Source organism: Cardiobacterium sp., from assembly GCF_057314735.1.
In genome coordinates this window covers 65,341-88,853 of sequence record NZ_DBHKZK010000060.1, presented here as the reverse complement: position 1 = coordinate 88,853, position 23,513 = coordinate 65,341, and the positions used below count along the sequence as shown (strand labels likewise).

The window sequence follows — 23,513 nt, the reverse complement described above, 5'->3', positions numbered from 1 at the left end:
TCCTTAGTTCAGCGCTTTTTTGTATTGTTGCAGCAGGGCGCTGTCTTTGCCGTAGATGTCGTCGGCGTTCTGGATGTTGCCGTCCGGGTCGCTCCAGGTGGTCCAGTACACCAGGTAGATTGGGGTCTGTTCGGGGGTGTTGACCCATTGTTCTTTTTCCTGGTTCATTGCTTTTTTGATGCGTTCGGATGACCAGTTGGTGTTTTTGAGGAGGACGTTGGCAAATTCTTCGGGTTTTTGCAGGCGGACGCAGCCGGAGCTCAAGGCGCGGTTGGGGCGGTTAAACAGGCTTTTGCTCGGTGTGTCGTGCAGGTAGATGGCGTGTTTGTTGGGGAAGAGGAATTTGACGCGCCCCAAGGCGTTGCGCGGGCCGGGTTTTTGCCGCAGGCGGTAGCCGGTGGCGCCGGGGGTGCTCCAGTCCACCGCGCTGGGTCGCAGCACGCGCCCGCCAACGACGGCTTCAAAGTTGCCGTCAAAGGCGCCGGGGTTGCTGCGCAGTTTGTTGATTTTGTCTTTTTTCATGATGGTCGGCGGCACGGTCCAGGTCGGGCTCATCACGATGTGGCGCAGTTTGTCGGTGAATGCCGGGGTTTGGCGTTCGGGCTGGCCAACCACGGCTTTGGAGGCGTAGATTTCTTTGTCGCCGCGGTACATTTTGACGTAGTAGGAGGGAATGTTGACGAGGACGTAGCTGTCGCCGATGTCCTGCGGCATCCAGCGCAGCCGTTCCATGTTGATCATCAGCCGGTCGGCGTTGGCGTTGCCGCCGCTGTTTTTCGGGGTACCGTTGAGCAGGTTGCGGGTTTTGCCGCTGACGATGCCGTCCGCCTTGAGGCCGTGGCTTTGCTGGTAGGCGATGACGGCTTCGCTGAGGTCGCCGTCGAAGTAGTTGTTGTCACCATCAGCGGCGGGTACGCCCAGTTTGTCGCGCAGGATGGCGACGGCGGGGTCGTTTGTACCCTGTTGCAGGGTGATTTTGGGCAACGGCTGGCTGTTGGCGGCGGCAGGCGCGGCGGTTTTGTTGCCGCTGAGCGCGTTGTAGCGGTTTTTCAGCGCGAGGTAACGCGGGTTGTTGTTATTGATGCTGCGCACGGCGGTTTCGATGTCGCCAGAGACGATACCGCTCGCGAGCATTTCGCCCAAGGCTTCGTCGCTGACTTTTTCTGCGTTCCATTCGGGCTGGGTTTTGCGCGGGTTGACGAGGCCGTTGGCGAGGTCACCAGCAAGGGTCAGGTAGGCGTCGGAAAGCAGCAGTTCGGCGGCGATGATGTCGCCGTATTCCGCGCCTGCTTGCAGGCTGTTGATGACGGCGTCGTGGTAGCGCGCGGGCGGCAAGGCGTCCTGCGGCGCGTCGGCGATGAGGCGTTGCAGCGGCGCGAAGTTGTCGAGCAGTTTGTTTTCCTGCGTCCAGATGGTCGGGTATTGTTCGTTTTCGTAGAAGAGGCGGACGCGGTCGGGGTTTTTCAGCGGGTACACCTTGCCGTTGAAGGTGACTTCTTTCGGTTCTTGCACCAACGCTTCCACCAGGTCAATGCGGCGGCTGTTGAACGGGCGCATTTCCTGCTGGATGGTCGGCTGGCGTACCGGTGTTTCTTCCGGCGGCAGTGGTTTCAGTATGCCGACCGATTCGGATTCGGCGAGTTCGGCGGCGGCCGCATTGGGGTCAGTTGGCAGATTGTCGGCGATGGTAGGCGGCGCCTCGTCAAACAGCGCCTCATCAACGGGTTCCTGCGCGAAAGCGCTGCCGTTAAGCAGCCACAGGCCGATAATCATGGCGATGCGGTGCCGTAAAAAAGAAGTCATGAACGATTCCTGAAAAAGAGATTACGGGGAGAAAAAACCGCGCTATTTTAACGGTAAACGCGCCGGGCATGGCAAAAAAATTGCCGCGCCGGACGGCGTTCGCGCCGTGTTAGCATACGGCTTTCAGCCCGGAAAAAATCCATGCCGCATACCGTTCCCGATGCCCGCCCCGCACCACTCATGCGCCAACTGGCGGCGATGCTTTACGACAGCTTCCTCCTCGCCGCCTGCTGGATTGGCGTCGGCTTCATCTTCCTCATCATCAGCAAGGGGCAGGCGATTACCGGCGGCGCGCTGCTGCTGGCGCTGCGCCTTGCCCTGCTCGCGGTGTGGATCGGCTTCTACGTCTATTTCTGGAGCAAACAGGGGCAGACGCTCGGTATGCGCGCTTGGCGCCTCGCCGTTACCGACGAAAACGGCCATGCCATCGGCGGCAAACGTGCATTCTTGCGCTGGTGCTGCGCCCTGATTACTTGCGCCCCGGCGGGAATCGGGCTATGGTGGCGCGCGCTCGACAAGGACGGCCGCACCCTCTACGACCGCCTGTCGCGCACACGGCTCTACCTGCTGCCGACCAACCCTTACCCTTCCCCCAAGAAAAAAAGGAAAAAGAAAGATGTTTGAAACCGTCGAAAAACTGCCGGACGACCCGATCCTCAAACTCTCCCAACTCTGCCGCGACGACCCGCGCCCGGAAAAAATCGACGTTGGCGTCGGCATCTTCCAGGACACCAGCGGCGAGACCCCGGTAATGCGCGCCGTCAAAGCCGCAGAGGAGCGCATCTGGCAGCGGCAGACCACGAAAAAATACGTCGGCGTCAATGGCCTCGACACCTTCAACGACTACATGACCGCGCTCATCCTCGGCCAAAGTTACGACGCGAACCGCATTCGCGCCAACCAGGCCGTGGCCGGCACGGGCGCGCTGCGCATCATCGCCGAAGTACTGCGCACCATCGCCCCCGGCAAACGCTTCTGGACGCCCGACCCCACCTGGGGCAACCACCACGCCATCTTTGGCGCCTGCGGCTTTGGCGTGAACAGCTACCCCTACTACGACCGCGAAAAAAGCATCGTCAACGTGGACGCCTTCCTCGCCGCGCTGGAAAAAATGGGGCCGGACGACATCGTGTTGCTGCACGGCTGCTGCCACAACCCCAGCGGCGCCGACCTCACCCCGGCCGACTGGGACAAAGTCGCGGAAATCGCCGCCCGTCGCGGCTTCCTCCCCGTCGTTGACCTCGCTTACCTCGGCTTTGGCGAAGGCATTGAGCCGGACGCCTACGGCGTGCGCAAACTCGCCAGCACCCTGGAAACCCTGTTCATCGCCGCCTCCTGTTCGAAAAACTTCGGCCTCTACCGCGAGCGCGTCGGCATCGTGCTCACCATCGCCAAAGATGCCCGCACCGCCGATGCCCTGCGCAGCCACCTCGCCGTTGCCAGCCGGGCGATGGTCTCCATGCCGCCCGACCACGGCGCCGCCATCGTCGCCGAAATCCTCGGTGACAGCAGCCTCCGCGCCGACTGGGTCAAAGAGCTGGACGAAGTCAGCGCCTACATCCGCCTGCGCCGCCAACAACTGGCCGACGCCCTGAACCGCCACGGTGGCGACTGGAACTTCATCACTCGCTCGCACCGGGGAATGTTCACCCTGCTGCCGCTCGGCAAAGAGCGCGTTGAGCGCCTGCGCAACGACTACGCCGTCTATATGGTCGGCGAAGGCCGCATCAACATCGCCGGCATGAAAAGCGAAAACGACGTGCAGCGCCTCGCTGACGCCGTCAAAGCCGTACTCTGACCCCACCGATTCACCCACAACCATGGAGACAACATGAAAAAACTGCTGATCGCAACCAGCCTCGCCAGCCTGCTCGCCGCCTGTGGTGGCAGCGAAAAAACCCCGCCCGCCGACCCGGCACCGGCACCGCCGGAAATGAGCGCCGAACAACAACAGGCCGCCGAACAGGCACCAGCCGTTGGCGGCGACCAGGATGCGCACGGCTGCCTGCCTTCTGCCGGACAAACCTGGTCGAACCTGCGCAACGAATGCGTACAAATCTTTGACATCGCCGACATCACCCTGCAAGACCCGGCAAACGACACCCTCGCCGTGTACGTCATCCTCTCGGCAGACAAAAAACAGGCCGAAGTCTTCGCCGCCGATCTGCAGGACGGTGTGATCCTGAACAGCAGCAAGGGCGGCTATGCCAGCAAAGACGGCAAAATCCGCCTGACCAAAGGAAAAGGCAAAAACAACTGGAAAATCAAAAAATAACCGTTGAACCCCAACAAAAACGGCTGCCCCGGCAGCCGTTTTTTATCGCCCGTACAACGCCTTCCAGCGCTGGTTTCGGTGACTCAATAAAAAACCAGAAAATTCGCGTCGTCGCCCTCGCCTTCCTGAATAATCATCAGCCAATCCACATCGCCTTTTTCCGCAATATATACATCGCGATGGATGGATTGCTGTATCGGCGAACTGTGGCTGATCGCAACCTTGGCGTGCTCAACCAGCTCGGCGTAGGCTTTCGGCGGCAGGGACTCGGCGGTGTAAGCGATAATGCGGCTGCGCGGACATTTGTTGATTAGCGACAGCACCGTAATCAGCGCCGCGTTGGACTTGAGCAACTGGCCGATACCGCTGAACAAATCCTGCTTCTCGTAAATGGTGGTACTGCGGAGCGTTTTCAGGAAATTTTCCAGACTTTTCATGATGATTCCTTGAATGAGGGATGAGAAAAAGATTTTGCTGATTATACGCCGCTTTTACAGGCGGTTCGGCGAAAAATTTCAGAGAGAACAAGCAACAAGCAGACAAAAAATCTGCCGCTGCTTGCGGCGGACGGCCTGCGGTTCTCCCGGTGAAAATCCGTCGCGTATTTGAAACCGTATAGCTGCAGAACCACCACTGAAAGCAAAAACGCCACGTGACCGTGGCGTTTTTCTTGCCGGTTCAGGCGTGCAAGCCGCCGAATTTACCGCTGTTGAACGCCTGGATTTTTTGTAGGATTTCTCCGCGGGTATTCATTACGAACGGGCCGTAAGCGGCGACGGGTTCGTCAATCGCCACGCCGCTCAAAAGCAGCAGTTTGACGTCTTCTGCGTCTGCGGTGAGGCGGATGCTGTCGCCGTTTTCCGCGAAGGTGGCGAGTTCGCCGGGGTGCAGGGTGTCGCTGTCGTTGAGGCGGGTGTCGCCATGCAGGCCGACCAGCAGCAGGTTGTGGTTTTCCGGCACCGGCAGGGTCATCGTGCCGTGCGCGGGCAGGTTGATTTCCCAGACGTTCAGCTCGCTATGGGTGTGTGCCGCGCCGCTCGTGTCGCCGAGTTTGCCCGCGATGAGGCGGACGCTGCCGTCGTCGCGTTTGACCAGCGGGATGTCCGCCGCGCGCAGGCTTTGGTAGGCGGGCGCGGTGTTTTTCTGCGCGGCGGGCAGGTTCACCCAGAGTTGCACCATTTCAAAGGTGCCGCCCGTTTTGCTAAAGGCTTCGCTGTGAAATTCTTCGTGGACGACACCGCTGCCGGCGGTCATCCATTGCACGTCGCCGGGGGCGATGGTGCCGCCGTTGCCGCTGCTGTCGCGGTGTGCGACTTCGCCTTGCAGGGCGAGGGTGACGGTCTCGAAGCCCGCGTGCGGGTGCGCGCCGACGCCTTTCGCGCGGGGCGTTTCGTTCGGTACGAAGTGTTGCGGCATGGCGTAGTCGAGCATGAGGAAGGGGCTGGAGTGTTTGTCGCCCTGCATATGGCTAAAGAGCGGGGAGACGTGGAAGCCGTCGCCGACCCAGTGGCGGGCGGGGGCGGTATGAATTTGTGTAATGTGGCGTAGCATGGAATGCTCCTTGTTTTTGAACGGGTTAGAGATATTGCATGATGCCGGCGGCCTGGGCGGCGTGCAGTTTGCCAGGTGTCACATCACGCCCTTCGGGGTCAATGACCGTCGCGGTGGCGAGCATGGTATTGACGTTGCCACGGCGCAGGGAGGTGCGTTCGGCGCTTTCATCAGCGGTCAGCGGGCGTTCACGCGCGATGCGGGCGAGGGCGTTAATGCGGTCAAGTTCTTTGGTTTTCATCGTATTCTCCATGGGATGCCTGCTCTCTCAGGCGATGCGCGTATGGTATGCGTGGCACATTTTTGGAACAATACGGATTTTTCAAACAAAAGGTTGCATTGATGGAACGTACTGACTTGAACGATATTGCGCTGTTCGCGGCGACGGTGCAGGCGGGCAATTTGAGCCGCGCGGCGGAATTGCTCGGTGTGCCAAAGTCGCGTCTGAGCCGCCGCCTCACCGCGCTGGAGGAATCGCTCGGCAGCAAATTGATGGACCGCACCCGTAGCGGCGTGCGCCTGAATGCGCTCGGTGAGCGCTTTTACCGCCACGCGCAGATGATGCTGGATTGTGCCGGGCAGGCGGTTGGCAGCGTACGCCAGTGTCTGGATGCGCCGAAGGGCGTGTTGCGCGTGTCGGTATCGGTCGAGGTGCAGCGCGGTTTTCTGGAGCCGCATTTGCCGGATTACTTACGCCGCTTCCCGGAGGTGGCGCTGGAAGTGGTGATGGATAACCGCCGCATCAGCCTGATTCAGGACGGGATTGATGTCGCGCTGCGTATCGGCGCGGCGGCGCTGGATGATGTGGTGGCGCGGCGGCTGACCACGTTCGCCTTTGGCCTCTATGCCAGCGCGGACTGGTTGGCGGCGCAACCGCCGCTGTTGCACCCGGCGGATGTGGCAGGGCAGCCGCTGCTGTTCAAGGCGGACAGCGCGGAGGCGCTGTTGCGGCGCGGGAATGAGCGCTACCCGCTGCGCGCGCCGAAGCGGGTCAGCGCCAATGATGCTTTTTTGCTGGCGCGCCTCGCGGCTTCAGGCGCGGGCATTGCGCTGTTGCCGGATGTGCCCGTGCTGACGGCGGGGCTGGTGCGCGTCCTGCCGGAATGGGCGACGGAGCCGTTGTCGCTCTCCGCGCTTTATTACAAGAATCGCGGACTGGTGCCAACGGTGCGCAGTTTTGTCGATTGGTTGGCGGAGATTGGCAGGGATGGTTGAGGCCGGAACTTATAGTGATACTCACAAAGTTCTATACAAGGCGCGCCACTGAGACAGTATCTGGATACGGCGCGGGTTTCCCTAAAAAATGGCTCCGCCATTTTTTAGGCCCGGTCAGACGGCGCAACACCGTAATGGGGCTTTCGGTGGATGGCTATAAATAGTACCTAAAGCCTCAATACAGTATTGCACCGCCTGGCCGTTTGACTGGCGAGCCGAAAACCGTGAGCACCCGCAGGTCGTTCCGTTCCCGTTTGTCCGGGTTGCCTACCGCTTCAGAGTATGCCGCGCTCAGTAGGCGATTTTCAGGGTTTCTTCGGCACCGCCGGCGATGGCGGGCGAGCGGCTGATGGCGAGTTGTTGTTCGGCGGAGAAGCCGATAGTTTCGCCGTCGTGCAGGGTAATGTTCCCGCTGATGAGGTAGGCGCAGATGCCGGTGAGGGTGCTGTGGATGTCGTTCATGTCGTGCTGGCTGGCGCGGATTTCCATCTCCATTTTGTCGAATTGTGTCATGCCGATGGTGTAGGCGTGGTTGCCGCCCTCATCCGCATAGAGGCCGATGAAGACCCAGACGGGAACGGGCTGCTCGCCCTGGTGCATGGCGTCACAAAAGGTGCGGTAGAAGTCGGGGGCGAAGACGGTGCCGGAGGTGTACACGCCGAGCGCGTTCGCATCCGCCAGGCAACTGCTGATGATTTTGCTGTAGAGCTGCATCAACTCCGCTGCCGTGCTACCGCCGGTCGGCATGACAACGACGAGCAGATGTGCCTGGTGCTGGCGCGTGGTTTCTACCGCTTCCGACCAGTAGTAGTTGTAGGCGGCGGCCTGTTCGGCTTCATGGTTGGGGATGGGCGCGGGCATGAGGCTGACGGCACAGAGGTTGCCTGCAATGTTGAAGGTGAGCATTTCGCCGCCGAGCGGCATGCCGTCGTCGTCAGGAGCGATGCCCCATTCTTGTTGCAGGGTACGGAGGAAGGCGGCGCTGTCGAAGCGGTTTTCTTTGAGGAGGACGAAGCCTTGGGCGTGAGACATGGGGGTTCCTTTGTGGTGGTTAGGCGTTGAGCGCCAGTTGGGCGAAGCGTTGTAGCAGGGCGGTCGCGTGCGGTTGGGCGGCAGGAACGGCGGCGATCAGCGCATCGGCATCGGCGATGTGCGCACGGTTCTGCGCGATGCCCGCGCGCATGCCTTCTTGGGCAAATTCGGGGTGGAATTGGACGCCCCAGGCGTTTTTGCCGAGGCGGTAGGCGTGGTGCGGGTCGTGCGCGTTGGCAACCAGCGGCACCGCGCCGGGCGGCAGCTGCAAGACGCTTTCGCTGTGCCAGGCATTGGCGCTAAAGGTTGCGGGTAGCGGTGCAAAGAGCGGGTCGTCGTCGCAGGCGGGCAGGCGGTTCAGGGTGATGTTGCCGATTTCCGCACCGTTGGGGTTCGCGCCTACTGTGCCGCCGAAGGCGTCGGCAAGCAGTTGGTGGCCGTAGCAGATGGCGAAAACGGGCAGTTCGCGCGCGACCGCTTCTTGTAGCCACGGGCGCAGTGCTTCGCTCCAGGGCAGGCGTTCGCCCACCATGTGCACCGAGCCGGTGAGGATGACGCCGCGGCAGTCCGCGTGCGTGGGCGGTGCTTCGCCCCCGATGATGTCGATACTGCGGGTCGCGGTAGTGAGGTTTTGGGCGATCCAGTCTTCGTAACCGCCAAGGCGGGCGCAGGTTTCGGCGCTGGGCGCGCCGAGGCGGAGGATGGTGATGGGCATGGGTTTTGTGGGTGGTGCGATGAAACGGATGGTTAAAAGTAAGCGGTATCAGGATGGCTGCAAGTAACCCCACCCCAGCCCTCCCCCACAGGGGGAGGGAGCCTGTCGGTGTATGGTCAGCCCGCCTGCGGCAGCGGGTAGTTTTCGCCGTAATCGATTTCGATGGCGCTGTCACGGTCGAGTTCGGTCCAGCACCAGCTTTGCGGCGCGTTTTGCAGGGCGAGGCAGAGTTTGTTGTTGAGGTCATGCCCGGATTTGTGGCCTTCGTAGTGACCGATGAGCGGCGCGCCGAGCAGGTAGAGGTCGCCGACGGCATCAAGCAGTTTGTGGCGTACAAATTCGTCGTCAAAGCGCAGCCCCTGTTCGTTAAGGACGCGGTAGTCGTCAACGACGATGGCGTTGTCCAGTCCGCCGCCGAGTGTCAGGCCGTGGCTTTGCAGGTATTCGATGTCGCGCAGAAAGCCGAAGGTGCGGGCGCGGCTGATGTCGCGGATGTAGCGGCGGCTGGAGAAGTCAAGCCGGGTCTGGTTGTTGCGGTGGCGAAAGACGGGATGGTCAAATTCGATGGAGAAATCGAAGCGGCAGCCGGCAAAGGGCGAGAGGCGCGCCCATTTGTCGCCTTCGCGCACTTCTACCGGTTCCAATATCTGGATGAAGCGCTTGGCGGCGTCCTGTTCGCGGATGCCCGCCTGTTGCAGCAGGTAAACGAAGGGCGCGGCGCTGCCGTCCATGATGGGGACTTCCGGCGCGGTCAGCTCGATGATGAGGTTGTCGATGCCAACGCCGGCGAGTGCCGACATCAGGTGTTCGATGGTGGCGACGCGCACGCCATGTTCGTCCACGAGCGCGGTGCAGAGCTGGGTGTCGCGCACGAGGGCAGCGCGTGCCGGGATTTCTACGGGCGGGTCAAGGTCGCTGCGGCGGAAGGTAATGCCGCTGTCAGCGGGGGCGGGCAGGAGGCGGATGTCCACCCGTCTGCCACTGTGGACGCCAATGCCGGAGCCGGCAATGGCGTCACGGATGCTGCGCTGTCTGGCCATGCGCGTTTAGCGGGTGCGTTTGCGCAGCAGGCTGGAGAGGCTGAAGCCGCCGCTGTTGTCGCTGTCGGTGTAGTCGTCGCGGTAAGGATCGCGTTCTTCGGCCGGGTTGCGCGACGGGGCGAGCGGCTCGCTGCTGGCGGTGGCGCGAATGCCGAAGAGTTCGTTGGCGTTGGTGTAGCCGCTGCTGCCGCCGAAGAGGCCGCTGTCATCGCTGCCTTCGATGCCGGTGGCAACGACGGTGACGCGCAGGGTGTCGCCCATGTTGTCGTCAATGATGAGGCCGATTTTGAGGTTGACCTGTTCGGGGTCGATGATGTCGTAGATGACGTTGCAGGCGGTCTGGTATTCGGTGGTCTTGATGTCCGAGCTGGCGCTGACGTTGACCAGCAGGCCGCGTGCCGAGGCGAGTTCGATGTTTTCCAAAAGCGGCGAGGAGATGGCTTTTTCGGTGGCGGCGCGGGCGCGGTCTTCACCTTTGGCTTCGCCGGAGCCCATCATCGCGATGCCGCGTTCGCTCATGATGGTTTTGACGTCTTCGAGGTCGGTGTTGATGACGCCCAGTTTCTGGATGATGGTGGCGATGCTGTACACCGCGTCGCGCAGGACGTTATCAACGGTTTTGAAGGAGCCGATGAGGGTCGCGTCTTCGCCCATGACGGCGGAGATGCGGTCGTTGGGGATGATGACGAGGCAATCGACTTCGCTTTTCAGCACTTCCAGCCCAGCTTCGGCCTTGCGCATCCGTGGCATTCCTTCAAAGGTAAACGGCTTGGTGACGATGGCGACGGTGAGGATGCCCATGTCGCGCGCGACGTTGGCGATGACCGGAGCGGCGCCGGTGCCGGTGCCACCACCCATGCCGGCGGCGATGAAGACCATGTCGGCGCCGTTCAGCACGTCGCGGATTTTGTCGCGGTCTTCTTCGGCGGCGGCGCGTCCGACTTCCGGCTTGGAGCCGGCGCCCATGCCGCGCGTGGTTTTGACGCCGAGTTGCAGTTTGTTCTGGATGGGGTTTTCCTGCAATACCTGTTTGTCGGTATTGGCCACAATCAGTTCTACGCCGTGCAGGTCAAAGTCCATCATTTGTTTCAGCGCGTTGCATCCGCCGCCACCGATGCCGATGACTTTGATCATGACGGGGGATGTGTTGTCGGTCTCGTCCATCTGGATTGTAAAAGCCATGTGTTTACCTCTTGTGTGTCATTTCGCCGTTATAAATAACGCTTTAGGAAATTTCTGATGCCCGGGATTATACCGTCTTTTTCTTCTCTCGCCCAAAGGTAATCCTCGACGGGATACTGGTGCATATAGAGCAGTCCGAGGGTTGTGGTCATGCCGGCATCGTTTTGCAGATATTCGTCCAGGCCGGGAATTGGCGGCGGGATGAATACGCGCACCGGGCAGTTGAAAAATTCGCCCGCCATTTCGGCAAGTCCCGGCATTTGTGCCGCGCCGCCGGTAAAGACGATGCCGCCATCAAGCATTTTTCGCAATCCGGCGCGTTGCAATTCTTTGCCAATGCTGGCAAAGATTTTTTGGTAACTGGCGGCGATTTGTTCGACCAGGTCATTGCTGGCGATGTAGCGGTCGGGCAGGTGGCCGGTGCTGGGCAGGGAGATGCGGGTGTGATGGTAGTATTTGCTGTAGAGCGCGCCGTAGCTGCGTTTGAGCATTTCCGCAGTCTGGCGCGGCACGCGCAGGGTGGTGGCGAGGGTGCTCGATACTTGTTCGCCGCCCACGGGCAGGGAGGCGGCGTGTACCGGCTGGTTGTGCCACCACAGCATGATGTCCGCCGTGCCCGCGCCGAGGTCAACGGTGCAGATGCCGAGGTCGCGTTCTTCAGGGCTGCTGGCGGCATAGCCGGAGGCGAGTCCGGCGTAGATGACGCCTTCGATTTCCATGCCTGCGTTGCGTACGCACTGGCAGAGGTTGGTGACGAGCGAGCGGCGCGCGCTGATGATGTGCGCCCGCGCTTCGAGTTCGTCGGCGACCATGCCGCGCGGGTCAACGATGTCGGGGCGGCCATCGACGAGGAATTGTTGTTTCAGGACGTGCAGGGTGTGCAGCGCTTCGCGTCTGGCCGGATGGCGCGCGCGCAGCATGGCGCGGGAGATGTCGCTTTCGCTGACGCGGCGGTTGCGCACGGGGGTGCGGCCGTCGCTGTTGACGCCGAGGATGTGTTCGCCGCCGATGCTGAGCACCATGCTGTTTATTTTGAATTCGGATTCTTGTTCGGCGACTTCCCGCGCCTGGTCAATGGCGGTGGTGATGGCCGGGATGTTGGTGACGATGCCCGCTTTCAGGGTACCCGCATTGGAAACCCCGCAGCCGAGGATTTCAAAGGCGCTGTCTTGGTTGCCGATTTTGGCGACGGTAAGGCGGGTGCGCGAGCTGCCGACGTCAAGGGCGACTTTCAGGATTTCTTTCATTTTTTGGCTGTTCCGGGTTCTTTTTCTTTGGGGGCAGGTTTGCTGGCGCTTGCAGGCTTCGCCGCTGTTTTTTCTTTGGTTTCTTTAGGCGCTGTTTTGGCGGCGGGTGCCGGTTTGGCAGCGGTTTTTTCTTTGCTCTCTTTGGCGGGCGTTTTTTCGGCAGGCGTCGTTTTGGCCACAGTTTTTTCTTTGTTCTCTTTGGCGGGCGTTTTTTCTGCAGGCGCCGTTTTGGGGGTGGTTTTTTCTTTGCCTTCTTTGGCAGGCGTTTTTTCGGCAGGTGCCGTTTTCACGGTGGTTTTTTCTTTATTCTCTTTGGCCGGTGCTTTTTCTGCCGCAGCCGGTTTGGCGGCGGTTTTTTCTTTGTTTTCTTTGGCGGGTGTTTTTTCTGTAGCGGCGGGTTTTTCTTTGCCTTCTTTGGCCGCCGGTTTTTCCGCAGGCGCCGTTTTGGCGACGGCTTTTTCTTTGGTTTCTTTGGGCGGCGTTTTTTCCGTGGTTGCCGGTTTTTCTTTGGCTGGGGTTTTGTCTGCCACGGCAGGTTTCGTCGCCGTTTTGTTGTCTTTGGCGACGGGTTTGTTTTTGGCGACCGCTTTTGCTGCCGCCTTGACCGGCGCTTTTTCTGCCGCAGGGGCTTCCGCCGTTTCGTTTCTGATCATGGTCACGTTGGGCTGGCCGCCGCTGCGTGCGGTGTTTTTTTCGGCGGTGACGGGTTTGACTCCCGGTTTCCAGCGCACCGAGAAGCCGTCGTGGTAGCGCAGGTCAATCGCGTCAATGTAGCGCTGGTAGGGTTCGATGACTTTGGCGTTGACGACTGCCAGTTTTTTCAGGCGCTCGTTCAATTGGTCGCGACCGAGGATGACGTCCAGCCCGTTGTCGAGCCGGGCGTGCCAGATGAGGCGCTGATCCAGCAGCAGTTCTTTGATTTCAAGGTGTTGTGATGCCAACCACGGTGCGATGAGCTGGTAGTACTGCAAGACTTGTTTTTCGTAGCCGTCCGGCCCGTGCAGGGTAAACAGTTGGCGCAGTTTGTCGTTGTCCGGGATGGAGAAGGGTTCGCCCGCCGCATCAAGGTAGGCGCTCCCGCCCCAGCGCACCACCGGCACCCGCTCTTCCAGTTCGACTTCGACCGCATCCGGCCAGCGTTTATAGACGCTCGCCTTGGCAATCCAGTCCAGCCGCTGCATTTCGTCGGCGAGCAGGGCGACGTCCATGTGCATCAGGTCGCGCTGGTGGTGGTTGCGGATGATTTCGCTGACTTCGCCCATGTCGCCGTAGCGCAGCGGCTCGCGGATGATGACCCGTTTCAGCGGAAAGAGGTTCTGTTGCAGCACGCGCTGGTAGATGTTGTAAGCGGTGACGGCGATGGCGATCAGCAGCCCGGCGATCAGCACGCACTCGAACGCGAGGCGCACCATCTGCCAGGTGGTGCGGCGTTCGCGTGGCACGCTGACCGAGGAACGGTGCAGCCAGGGGTTGTTCGGCGGGCTGGCCATGCGCTTCTCAACGGGTTTGCGCGAGGATTTCCAGCACGAGCGCGGCGAAATCCATGCCGTCGGTGCGTGCCGCCAGCGGCACTAGCGAGTGCGAGGTCATCCCCGGCACCATGTTGATTTCCAAGAGCCACGGGCGGTTGTCGCCATCCAGGATGAAATCGACCCGCGCCCAGCCTTTGGCGCCGATGACGTCAAAGGCACGGCGGGTGAGCTCGCGGATTTTGCCGTCCAGCGCCGCGTCAATGGGCGGCGGGCAGAGGTAGCGCGTGTCTTCGGCGAGGTATTTGGCGTCGTAATCGTAGAAGAGGTGCGCCGCGCTCGCCGTCACTTCGATGCCGGACAGCACCCGCCCGCCGACCACAGGGTAGGTCAGTTCGCGTCCGGCCACCCACGGCTCTGCCATCACTTTTTCGCGGATACCGCCCGCTTTTTGGTAGGCGGCGACCAGCTCCGCCTGGTTCGTCACGCGGCTGACGCCGACGCTGGAGCCTTCCAGCGCCGGTTTGATGGCGAACTGGCGCGCGCCGAGGGTCAAGACCAGTTCGTCGTAGGTGGTGGCGACGTCGATGACCACGTCCGGTTGTACCGGCAGGCCGGATGCCTGCCAGACGCGCTTGGTCAGCACTTTGTCCATCGCCAGCGCGCAGGCAAGCACGCCGGAGCCGGTGTAGGGGATGCCCTGCCAGTCGAGAATCGCCTGTACTTGTCCGTCTTCGCCGCCCCTGCCGTGCAGGACGATGAAGGCGCGGGCGTAACCTTGCGCTTTCAGGTTAAAGAGCGCCTGATGGTCGCGCGTGTCGAGCAGGTGCGCGTCCACGCCGCTCGTGACCAATGCTTCGTGTACCGCCGCGCCGCTTGCCAGCGATACTTCGCGTTCGGATGAGGTGCCGCCGTAGAGCACGGCGACTTTGCCATATTCGTTATTCATGGATGCCATGCTCCGTTGCCATGTCTTTGGCGACGCGGCCAATGTCGCCCGCGCCGAAGTAAATCACCACGTCGCCATCGGCGAGGAGGTTGTCGTAGAGCTGCTGGTTAATCGCCGCCTTGTCGGCAATCAGCACCGGTTCCACCTTGCCGTGCGCACGGATGGCACGCGCCAGCGCCCGCGAATCCGCCCCGGCTATCGGCGCTTCGCCCGCGCTGTAAACGTCGGTCAAAACCAGCGCCTCACAGTTGGACAGCACTTCGGCGAAATCGTCGAGGCAGTCACGGGTACGGGTGTAGCGGTGCGGCTGGAACACGGCGAAGATGCGCCGCCCGGCGAAGCCTTCCGCTGCCGCCTGCAATACCGCGCGGATTTCGTTGGGGTGATGGCCGTAGTCTTCAAACACTTCGGCGCGGCCGTGTTCGTGCTCAATGATGCCGTGATGGGTGAAGCGGCGGCCAACGCCCTTGAACTGCGCCAGTCCGGCGGTGATTTCGGCGCGGGTCAGCCCCAGCTCGCTGGTGATGATGAAGGCGGCGAGTGCGTTCAGCACGTTGTGCTTGCCCGGCATACTGAGCGCCAGCGGCAAGGTCTCGCCGCTTTGTTTGTCCACCACGTCAAAGTGCATTTCCAGCCCGACCTGGCGCACGTTCACCGCGCGCACGTCCGCCGCCTCGGAAAAGCCGTAGGTGCGCACCGGGCGGCCGACGTCACCGAGAATGGACTGCACGCCTTCGTCGTCGATGCACAACACCGCCAGCCCGTAGAAGGGCAGGTTGTGGAGGAAGCGGACAAAGCCCTGCTTGAGATTATCGAAGCTGCCGCCGTAGTTTTCGAGGTGGTCAGCGTCAATATTGGTGACAACCGACATCATCGGCTGCAAATGGAGGAAGGAGGCGTCGGATTCGTCCGCTTCCGCCACCAGATATTGCCCGTCGCCGAGGCGGGCATTGCTGCCTGCGGCGGTGAGCACGCCGCCGATGACAAAGGTCGGGTCGAGTCCGGCATCGGCGAGAATCGAGGCAATCAGGCTGGTGGTCGTCGTTTTGCCATGCGTACCGGCGACGGCGATGCCGAAACGGAAGCGCATCAGCTCCGCCAGCATTTCCGCGCGGCGGATGACCGGAATGCCGAGCTCTCGCGCGCGCAACACTTCCGGGTTGGCCGGGTCAATCGCCGACGAGGTGACGACGACAGAGGCATCTTTCACATTCTCCGCCGCGTGACCGAAAAACAGCTTCGCCCCCTTGGCGGCGAGGCGGTCGGTATTGGCGGACGGTTTCAGGTCGGAACCGCTCACCGTATAGCCCAGCGTAATCAGCACTTCGGCAATCGCGCTCATGCCGACGCCGCCGATACCGACGAAAAAGACATTGCGCACCCGCCGCATCTGACGGCGTTCGATGCGGCCAAAATGAAGGTCTGCACTCATAGTAAGGTCTCAATTTCCTGGATAATTTTGGCGAGCGCCTGCGCGTGTGAGAGGCTGCGGGCGCGATCCGCCTGTTTGAGCAAGAGGCCGCGCTCATGCTGCGCGGCGATGATTTCGGCGAGGCGCTGTGGCGTCAAACCCGCCTGTTGCACCACCGTCGCCGCGCCCGCATCAACCAGCGCCTGCGCGTTTGCCGTCTGATGGTCATCGACGGCATAGGGGAACGGCACGAACAGCGCGGCCAAGCCAACGGTGGCCACTTCGGCGACGGTCAGCGCGCCGGAGCGGGCAATCACCCAGTCGGCGTGCGCATAGGCGGCCGCCATGTCTTCAATAAAGGGGACGACTTCGGCGCTAACACCCGCCTGCGCATAAGCGGCGCGGGTCTCATTCAGCCAGCGTTCGCCGACCTGATGTACTACCTGTGGCCGCGTATCTTCCGGCAACAGCGCCAGCGCCTGCGGCACGAGTTCGTTCAGCGCCTTTGCCCCCTGCGAACCGCCGAGGACGAGCAGGCGGATGGCATCCAGCCGCCCCAAAAAACGCTGCGCCGGGGCGGGCACGGCGGCGATGTCGGCGCGTACCGGATTGCCGGTGACAACGTACTCGCCCTCGCTTAATCCCATTTTGGCGGCGGCACGACTGTCGGCGAGCAGGACGCGGCGGGCGTGTTTTGCCAGCTTGCGGTTGGTGAGGCCTGTGACCGCATTCTGCTCATGAATGACCAGCGGAATCCCGGTACGCGCCGCCATCAGCCCGCCCGGCCCGGCGGCAAAACCGCCCATGCCGATAACCACGTCCGGCTTGACCGCGCGCAGCACCGCTTTTGCCTTCCATAGCGCGCGCGCCAGCATGAACGGCGCCTTGAGCCAGCCAATGAGCCCCTTGCCGCGCAAGCCCTTGACGGCGATGTCGTGGAAGGCGTAGCCCGCTTCCGGCACTTTTTTGCCTTCAAAGCCGGCGGCGTTGCCGAGCCAGTGTACCGTCGCACCCGCCTCCGTTGCCGCGCGTGCCACCGCCAGCGCCGGATAGACGTGTCCGCCGGTACCGCCTGCCATCATCAAAACTGTTTTGCCTTGTAGTTTGCTCATGGTGCATTCCTTTATTTGATAATTCCTTCCCGTTTCGCCAGATAGCGGCTTTCTGCATCAATGCGGGCGAGGATGCCGAGCGAGATGCAGACAATCACCACCGAGCTGCCGCCGTAGCTGACCAGCGGCAGGGTCAGCCCTTTGGTCGGCAGGGTGCCGGTGGTGACGCCGATATTGACCAGCGCCTGAATGGCGATGATGAGGCCGATGCCATAGGCAACCAGGCTGGCGAAGCGGCGACGGACACGGTCGGCGAGGTAGCCGATGTGAAAGGCGCGCCACACCAGCAGCACAAACAGCGCCATCACCACCAGCGCGCCGAAGAGGCCAAATTCTTCGGCGATGATGGCAAAGATGAAGTCGGTATGCGCCTCCGGCAGGTAGTCGTGCTTCTGCACGCTTTGCCCCAGGCCGCTGCCAAAGAGGCCGCCGCTGCCGACGGCGATGAGCGAGTTCACCAGCTGGTAGCCTTCGTCAAACTGGTGCGACCACGGGTCAAGGAAGGTCAGCAGCCGCTTGACGCGGTACGGCGCGGCGACGAGCACGCCCGCCATCAGCGCCGCGACCACGGCGAAGAAGATGCCAAAGCGCCACAGGTTTACCCCCGCCATGAACATCATGCCGAGGACGGTGGCCACCATCACCATCGTCGTGCCGAAATCCGGCTGGAGCACCAGTACGACCGCGAAAAGGCCAGTGATAATCAACAGTTGCACCATCGGCCACCACTGCTGGTCCAGCTTGGCGGTGTTGCGAAAGAGGAAGGCGGCGGCGTAGAGGGTCATCGCCAGTTTGACCATTTCGCCCACTTGCAGGTTGATGAAGGGCAGGTTGAGCCAGCGGCGCGCGCCATTGACGGAAACACCGACTCCCGGCACGCAGATAATCAGCAGCAGGATGAAGGAGAACGCCAGCAGCCAGCCGGAGATTTGGTAGAGCTGGTGCGTCGGCATATTGAAGATGACCCAGCCGCCGAACAGGCCGATGACGTAATAAGCCCCCTGGCGGAAGGTGTAGTGATAGGGGTCGCTGTTATGCCCGACCGCCTCGCTCATGGAAGCCGAAGTCACCATCACCATGCCGATGGCAATCAGCGCCAGCCAGGCAAAGAGCAGCCAAATGTCGGGAAATTCCAGCCCCTGCCAGCGGTTGTCCGCCTGTTTCTGGCTGTGGTGAAAGGCGTCAATGTGCTGCGCCGCAATCAGTTTTTGTCGCGGCGCAGGCAGTAGTTGCCCCGTTTTCAGCGGCATAAGCCCGTCACCTCGTAGGCGAAATCGTTGCCGCGCGCGTCGTAGCCGCTGTACTGGTCAAAGCTGGCGGTGGCGGGCGCGAGCAGCACGCTGTCGCCCGGCTGCGCCAGTTCGCGGGCGCGCGCCACGGCTTTCGCCATCGTGCCACAATCTTCAAAGGCAATACCGGCGGCGGTGAAGGCGGCGGCCATGTCGCGGTTATCGACGCCAATCAGCAGCACGCCGCGCAAGTTGGCCGTCTGTAATTCGCGCGCGAGCAGCGAGAAATCCTGGTTTTTGCCGACCCCGCCCGCTATCAGCACCACCGCGCCGTCAATCCCGGCCAAGGCGGCTGCGGCAGCGCCGATGTTGGTCGCCTTGGAATCGTCGTACCAGCGCACCCCGCCTTCTTCGGAAACAAGCTGCATCCGGTGCGGCAGTCCGGCGAAGGTTTCCAGCGCGGCCAGCACTTGCTGCGGCGCGACGCCGTAGGCTTCGAGCATGAGCAGGGTGCAGAGGACGTTGGCGTGGTTGTGCGCGCCGCCGAGGCGGAGGCGGTTCACGTCCAGCACCGCGTGGCCGTGCAGCCAGATTTTGCCGCCTTCGACGCGGTTGGGCAGGGTGGCGGAGCTGCCGTAGTAAATGATGTTCTGACCGTCCTCGGCCATCGCCACGCAGGCTTCGTCGTCGCCGTTCAGAATGCAGATGCTGGACTGGCGCACCAGATTGGCCTTGGCGGCGGCGTAGGCGGCGAAATCGTCGTAGCGGTCGAGATGGTCGGGGGTGACGTTCAAGACGGCGGCGACGCGCGGATAGAGCGTCGGGCAGAGCTCAAGCTGGTAGCTGGAGAGTTCGATGACGTAGCAGTCGGCGTCTTCGCCGTCAAAGAGGGCGTCCAGCACCGGGCGGCCAATGTTGCCGCAGAGCTTCGCCTTGTAACCAGCGTGGTTGAGCGCGGCGGCGAGCAGGGTGACGACGGTGGATTTGCCGTTGCTGCCGGTGACGGCCAGCACCGGCTTGTCATTCAAGCGGGCGAACAGCTCCACATCGTTGATTTGCAAGGCGTAGCTGTTGGCAAAGGCGGCGCGGCGGCGATCCACGCCGGGGCTGACCACCAGCGTGCCCGCACCGGCGAACGCCTGCGGGTCGTCAAAATTGCGCTTTTCGATGCGGCGCTCGTCGAGGCGCTCATCGAGGCCGATGGCGTCGTAGCCCGCCTCGCGCAGCAGGTCAAGCGCGACATGGCCGGAAGCGCCCATGCCGATAACGTAAACGGGTTCGGCGAGCGCAAGCGCCCGCAATTTGCTGGTCAGCGTATCCATAGTGTTCCCTCAGCGGAGTTTCAGGGTAGAGAGTCCGATCAGCACCAAAATCACGGTGATTATCCAGAAGCGGATGGTCACGCGCGATTCCGGCCAGCCGGAGAGTTCAAAGTGGTGGTGCAGCGGCGCCATGCGGAAGACCCGCTTGCCGCGCGTTTTGTAAGAGACGACCTGAATCATCACGGAAAGCGCTTCGGCGACAAAAATACCGCTCATCAGCGCAAAAACCAGTTCCTGACGGATGGCGACGGCGACGGTGGCGAGCGCCGCGCCGAGCGAGAGCGCGCCGACATCGCCCATAAACACCAGCGCCGGGTGGGCGTTGTACCAGAGAAAACCCAGCCCCGCCCCGGCAATCGCCGCGCAAAACACCGCCATTTCGCCCACGCCGGGCAACACCGGCTGGTGCAGGTAGCTCGCATAATTGGGGCTGCCGGAAATATAGGCGAACACCGCGAGCCCGCCCGCGACGAGAACGACGGGCATGATGGCAAGGCCGTCAAGGCCGTCGGTGAGATTGACCGCGTTGCTCGCCCCGGTCAGGACAAAATAGACAAACGGCAGGAACAGCCAGCCCATCTGCCATGACAGGTTCTTGAAAAACGGCACATAAAGCGTCGTTTCCACCGGCGAAGCGGCGCTCACATAAAGCCAGATGCAGGTAAAGAGCGAGACGAGCGACAGCAGCGCGTATTTGTGCTTGGCGCGCAGCCCCTGCGGGTCTTTCAGAATCAGCTTGCGGTAATCGTCAATCCAGCCGACCACACCGAAACCGAGCATGACGAACAGCGCAATCCAGGTGTATTTGACGCGCAAATCCGCCCAGAGGAGCATGGCGGTGCAGACGCTCAAAATGATGAGCGCGCCGCCCATCGTCGGCGTCCCCGCCTTTTTCAGATGCGTCTGCGGGCCGTCATCGCGCACGTACTGCCCCATTTGCAGGCGGCGCAGCAGCGCAATCATCCGCCCGCCAAAGCCGATGGACAAGAGAAGCGCGGTCAGCGCGCCGAAAATGACGCGCGAGGTGAGATAGGTAAAGGCGTTGAGCGGGGTGAAATAGCTGCTGAACCAGTCGGCGAGGAGGTAGAGCATGGGGTGGATTCCTTTGGGTTGGGCGTGGTGAGTTGGGGATAGTTTAGGACATTGCGTGGCAGGTTGCGCCTTTTACATACAGGATGGCGGGAAAGGTGTTTATCAATAATTTTTATCCGCTTCTTCCATAAAGAGCATTTTCGGTAAAAGCAGCCAGATTGTCAGAGAACCCGTGAAACCCGTCTCCATGACCGGGTGGAGCAGGATCGCCCCCAAACGTCATATTTTTTGGCACATTTTTATGACGTTTCTATATTAGTATCGTGCTCACCTCGCATTTGTCAAGAAATGTTTGCAATTCGGGCGGATGCTGTATTTTTTCCGCCTCGAAGAAGTACAGGGAGAGTTTGGCATTGGCACCTTGTGCGGTCACCGGTCGGCGGTAATGGATTTGTTTGCTGCCTGCGGGAATGTTGCTGCGCCGTTTGTGAATGGCTGATTGCACGATTTGCGCGGCCTTGCGCATGTCGTCAAAGCTCATCGTCCCTTCTTTGGCAAACAGGCCGGCATCGCGGGCGTAATCGGCGAAGGTTTTGGGCGAGACCACGGCGAGGCATTTGCGGTTTTCGTATTCCAGGACAAAGGCCGGTTGGCCGCTGCGGTTGACGATAATGTTTTTGGCGGCGATTTTTTGCCAGAGCCAGGCGAAGAAGCCGTCCACGATGCTTTGCGGGTCGCGGTCCGGCGGCGGTTTGTGGGCGGGCGTGTCTGCGGGTACAGGCATGGCCGCATCTGCCACAGGAAGGACGGGCGGGGGCGTCATTTCATCCGCCACGGCTGGCACAGGTAACGCGACCCCCGGCGGGTCAGCGAACGGGTCATCCGGCAGCGCATCTATTGCTGCCGCCAGTTGCAGCTCCGGCGGCAGGCCATCCTGCGCCAGTGCATGGCCTCCTGTGACGTCCTGTTGCAGGATTTCCACGATCGGCGCTACCGCTTCCTGTGCCAGTACGGCTGCTTCCTGCGTACCCTGCGGCAGTACGGGCGCTGTCGCTTCCTGTTGCAGGGCAGGCGTGGGCACGGGCTGTTGCAGGGGTTGTGCTGCCGCTGCTGCGGTTGCAGGGGGATTGTCCGGGGCGCTGGCTGTTGCAGCTTTGCCGCCTTCGCTGACGCTGCCGCTCATTTTCGCGGGCAGGCTTGCCACAGTGAACAGTTTGCGGCTGTCGATTTTCAGGGTGGTGAAGTCCTGCTCGAAGTTGGCGTGCGGGATGGAGACATGGATGGTGAAAACGGCTTGTCCGTTTGCCGTCGCTTCAATCAGCCCGTGCTGTTGCAGTTCGTCGAAGATGCGGGTGTTGTCGGCGGGGACGTCGGTCGCGCCCAGCGACTGCATTTTTTCGCGCAGTTTTTCCGCGATGGTTTTGGCGACCGCATAGACGTAGCGCTGGTCGTCGGAGAGGTAGAGCACGGCACCGGGGCGGTTTGCCGCCAGTTTGCGTTCTTCGATCAGCAGGCGGAATGCTTTCAGCAGGCGCTCGCCGAAGTTTTCGATGTCGGCACCGGCGAACTGGCGCGGCCGTCCGGTTTGTGTGGCAATGCGCAGGTCGGCGGCGACCGACATCTGGTCGGCCGTGCTGACAATGGCGCCGATGCTGCCCCAGGATGCCCTGTCCGCGCTGACGTAGCCGAGTACTTCGCTGAAGATGTCCAGGTCGCGCGTCAGGTAATCGAGGCTGATGCTGTCCAGCAGCTGCGGCAGGAAGAGCAGGCCGAGGCGTTCGTGCAGTTGGTAATGCGCGGTCGGGCGGAATTTGAGGGTGTAGTGTTTGCAGCCCTGTTGCAGCAGGGTGCCGGCGGCGGGGTTCCTGATTTTGTCCTGCGCCGCGTCAATGTACCAGGCCATCGTCAGCGCCTTGCCGATGTCGTGCAGGAGCGCGGCGACAAAGACGGCGTAGGTCCAGAGGTTTTTTTGCGCCTCAATCACCTCCGGCTCGGAGGCCAGCGGCAGCGTGTATTTTTGCCGCTCGTTGATGGCGTATTCGATCACGCTCAGGGTGTGGACGATGAGGCCGCCGGGATAGGCGTGGTGGTGCGCCTGCGAGGCAGGCAGCAGTTGCACCGTTTCGCAGTATTTGGCGATGGGCTTGCCGTACATCGCTTCGAAGCGCTGCGGGTCGATGGCGACCTTGCGCCGGATGCCACGCAGGCGGTTATGCAGGCTGAGGCGGGTGTAGAGCGCTTCGGCAGCCAGCACCGGAAAGACGCTGGCCGCATCCGCATCCGCAGCCGCCGCCGGGGCGGACGCGCCGCCCTGGAACAGTTTGCGCAGCAGGCCGCTGCCCATCATCCGCGCAACTCCAGCCAGCTGATAATGACCTCGCTCGGTGGATACGGCACTTCCGAGATCTGAAAAGCCGGTTGTCGCACCCGTGCGGCGAAGGCGGTAAACGGCTCGTCCAGCGCATTCCACAGGCGGGTGGGGCGCATCTTGTCAAACACCTGGATTTTGAAGCAGAACAGGTTGCAGACGAAGCGGGTGAAGGCACGCTCGTATTTGCCGAGGTTGGCGTTGAGCAGCATGGTGTCGGCGTTTTCAAAAAACGCCGCGATTTGTGCCGCAGGCAGCTCATCTGCGCTGGTATGGGTCAGTTGCAAAAACGCCGGGTCGGAGAAGATTTCATCGAGTTGCCGGATGTGCCAGGCGTAACGTTGCCGCAGGATTTCGACAGGATGGGATTGCACCGTAGCGGGTGTGGTCATTTCCTTTAATCCTTTCTTTTACCATTAAAAAACCATTCGCCCTTGAACCTTTTCCCCTTGAAAACGCGCCCCATGTGGCGCGTTTTTCCTTTCGGGGCAGGCCCCTTGGCCCTTTTCATCCTTTGTCCTTTTACCTTTTTTTCTCCCGTGCGCCAGCGGAATACGGGAC

General features: G+C 61.6%; 22 protein-coding genes. 4 read left to right on the top strand and 18 right to left on the bottom strand.

All coding sequences use genetic code 11. From position 1 onward, the window contains the following. Positions 1-3: 3 nt before the first annotated feature. Positions 4-1,803 carry a L,D-transpeptidase family protein gene (locus ACO54Z_RS08695; RefSeq protein WP_485996654.1) on the bottom strand — a complete coding sequence of 600 codons (1,800 nt, stop codon included), beginning with the start codon at positions 1,801-1,803 and terminating at the stop codon, positions 4-6. A 141-nt stretch (positions 1,804-1,944) separates the two neighbouring features. Here ACO54Z_RS08695 and ACO54Z_RS08690 point away from each other — a divergent pair, with 141 nt between their 5' ends. From ACO54Z_RS08690 to ACO54Z_RS08680, 3 genes are read left to right on the top strand one after another with little or no spacing between them, the layout of a single operon-like run. After that, on the top strand, positions 1,945-2,427 hold the full coding sequence (locus tag ACO54Z_RS08690) for an RDD family protein (protein WP_485996653.1): 483 nt from the start codon (positions 1,945-1,947) through the stop codon (positions 2,425-2,427). Beyond that, on the top strand, positions 2,420-3,601 hold the full coding sequence (locus tag ACO54Z_RS08685) for an amino acid aminotransferase (RefSeq protein ID WP_298080564.1): 1,182 nt from the start codon (positions 2,420-2,422) through the stop codon (positions 3,599-3,601). The genes ACO54Z_RS08690 and ACO54Z_RS08685 overlap by 8 nt, the downstream gene beginning before the upstream one ends. A 33-nt stretch (positions 3,602-3,634) precedes the next feature. Beyond that, positions 3,635-4,078, top strand: coding sequence for a hypothetical protein (locus tag ACO54Z_RS08680; RefSeq protein WP_485996652.1), 444 nt, complete (start codon positions 3,635-3,637; stop codon positions 4,076-4,078). Between the two features lie 83 nt (positions 4,079-4,161). Here the strand turns inward: ACO54Z_RS08680 and ACO54Z_RS08675 are convergent, their stop codons facing one another. The 3 genes from ACO54Z_RS08675 to ACO54Z_RS08665 form a co-directional block, all read right to left on the bottom strand. Further along, a complete protein-coding gene (locus ACO54Z_RS08675) occupies positions 4,162-4,515 on the bottom strand; it encodes a hypothetical protein (protein WP_298080566.1) in 354 nt (117 codons plus the stop codon). Positions 4,516-4,756: 241 nt separating this feature from the next. Next, positions 4,757-5,629 (bottom strand): pirin family protein, encoded by an 873-nt coding sequence (locus tag ACO54Z_RS08670; RefSeq protein ID WP_485996651.1) that lies wholly within the window; start codon positions 5,627-5,629, stop codon positions 4,757-4,759. A 25-nt stretch (positions 5,630-5,654) separates the two neighbouring features. After that, positions 5,655-5,870 (bottom strand): DUF896 domain-containing protein, encoded by a 216-nt coding sequence (locus ACO54Z_RS08665; protein ID WP_485996650.1) that lies wholly within the window; start codon positions 5,868-5,870, stop codon positions 5,655-5,657. Positions 5,871-5,971: 101 nt separating this feature from the next. Here ACO54Z_RS08665 and ACO54Z_RS08660 point away from each other — a divergent pair, with 101 nt between their 5' ends. After that, a complete protein-coding gene (locus tag ACO54Z_RS08660; RefSeq protein WP_485996649.1) occupies positions 5,972-6,844 on the top strand; it encodes a LysR family transcriptional regulator in 873 nt (290 codons plus the stop codon). 291 nt (positions 6,845-7,135) lie between these two features. Here the strand turns inward: ACO54Z_RS08660 and ACO54Z_RS08655 are convergent, their stop codons facing one another. The 14 genes from ACO54Z_RS08655 to ACO54Z_RS08590 form a co-directional block, all read right to left on the bottom strand. Further along, a complete protein-coding gene (locus ACO54Z_RS08655) occupies positions 7,136-7,876 on the bottom strand; it encodes a DUF4261 domain-containing protein (RefSeq protein ID WP_485996648.1) in 741 nt (246 codons plus the stop codon). Between the two features lie 19 nt (positions 7,877-7,895). After that, a complete protein-coding gene (locus ACO54Z_RS08650) occupies positions 7,896-8,591 on the bottom strand; it encodes a glutamine amidotransferase (protein WP_485996647.1) in 696 nt (231 codons plus the stop codon). 116 nt (positions 8,592-8,707) lie between these two features. Next, complete coding sequence (gene lpxC / locus ACO54Z_RS08645; RefSeq protein ID WP_485996646.1) at positions 8,708-9,631, bottom strand: UDP-3-O-acyl-N-acetylglucosamine deacetylase; 924 nt, start codon at positions 9,629-9,631, stop codon at positions 8,708-8,710. A gap of 6 nt (positions 9,632-9,637) precedes the next feature. Continuing rightward, complete coding sequence (gene ftsZ / locus ACO54Z_RS08640; protein WP_485996645.1) at positions 9,638-10,813, bottom strand: cell division protein FtsZ; 1,176 nt, start codon at positions 10,811-10,813, stop codon at positions 9,638-9,640. 29 nt (positions 10,814-10,842) lie between these two features. After that, complete coding sequence (gene ftsA / locus ACO54Z_RS08635) at positions 10,843-12,060, bottom strand: cell division protein FtsA (RefSeq protein ID WP_485996644.1); 1,218 nt, start codon at positions 12,058-12,060, stop codon at positions 10,843-10,845. Then, positions 12,057-13,550: a cell division protein FtsQ/DivIB gene (locus tag ACO54Z_RS08630; RefSeq protein WP_485996643.1), complete on the bottom strand. Its 1,494-nt coding sequence runs from the start codon at positions 13,548-13,550 to the stop codon at positions 12,057-12,059. Before ACO54Z_RS08630 ends, ftsA begins: the two co-directional genes overlap by 4 nt. Before the next feature lie 7 nt (positions 13,551-13,557). After that, positions 13,558-14,478, bottom strand: coding sequence for a D-alanine--D-alanine ligase (locus ACO54Z_RS08625; protein WP_485996642.1), 921 nt, complete (start codon positions 14,476-14,478; stop codon positions 13,558-13,560). Next, complete coding sequence (gene murC / locus ACO54Z_RS08620) at positions 14,471-15,910, bottom strand: UDP-N-acetylmuramate--L-alanine ligase (protein WP_485996641.1); 1,440 nt, start codon at positions 15,908-15,910, stop codon at positions 14,471-14,473. The genes ACO54Z_RS08625 and murC overlap by 8 nt, the downstream gene beginning before the upstream one ends. Beyond that, positions 15,907-17,001, bottom strand: coding sequence for an undecaprenyldiphospho-muramoylpentapeptide beta-N-acetylglucosaminyltransferase (gene murG, locus ACO54Z_RS08615; RefSeq protein ID WP_485996640.1), 1,095 nt, complete (start codon positions 16,999-17,001; stop codon positions 15,907-15,909). Before murG ends, murC begins: the two co-directional genes overlap by 4 nt. A gap of 11 nt (positions 17,002-17,012) precedes the next feature. After that, entirely contained in the window at positions 17,013-18,251 is a 1,239-nt protein-coding gene (gene ftsW, locus ACO54Z_RS08610) for a putative lipid II flippase FtsW (RefSeq protein WP_485996639.1), read from the bottom strand. Further along, on the bottom strand, positions 18,242-19,552 hold the full coding sequence (gene murD, locus ACO54Z_RS08605; RefSeq protein ID WP_485996638.1) for a UDP-N-acetylmuramoyl-L-alanine--D-glutamate ligase: 1,311 nt from the start codon (positions 19,550-19,552) through the stop codon (positions 18,242-18,244). Before murD ends, ftsW begins: the two co-directional genes overlap by 10 nt. A gap of 9 nt (positions 19,553-19,561) precedes the next feature. Next, entirely contained in the window at positions 19,562-20,644 is a 1,083-nt protein-coding gene (mraY, locus tag ACO54Z_RS08600; protein ID WP_485996637.1) for a phospho-N-acetylmuramoyl-pentapeptide-transferase, read from the bottom strand. 250 nt (positions 20,645-20,894) lie between these two features. After that, on the bottom strand, positions 20,895-22,931 hold the full coding sequence (mobH, locus tag ACO54Z_RS08595; protein WP_485996636.1) for a MobH family relaxase: 2,037 nt from the start codon (positions 22,929-22,931) through the stop codon (positions 20,895-20,897). Continuing rightward, a complete protein-coding gene (locus ACO54Z_RS08590) occupies positions 22,928-23,344 on the bottom strand; it encodes a hypothetical protein (protein WP_485996635.1) in 417 nt (138 codons plus the stop codon). Before ACO54Z_RS08590 ends, mobH begins: the two co-directional genes overlap by 4 nt. Positions 23,345-23,513 lie beyond the last annotated feature (169 nt).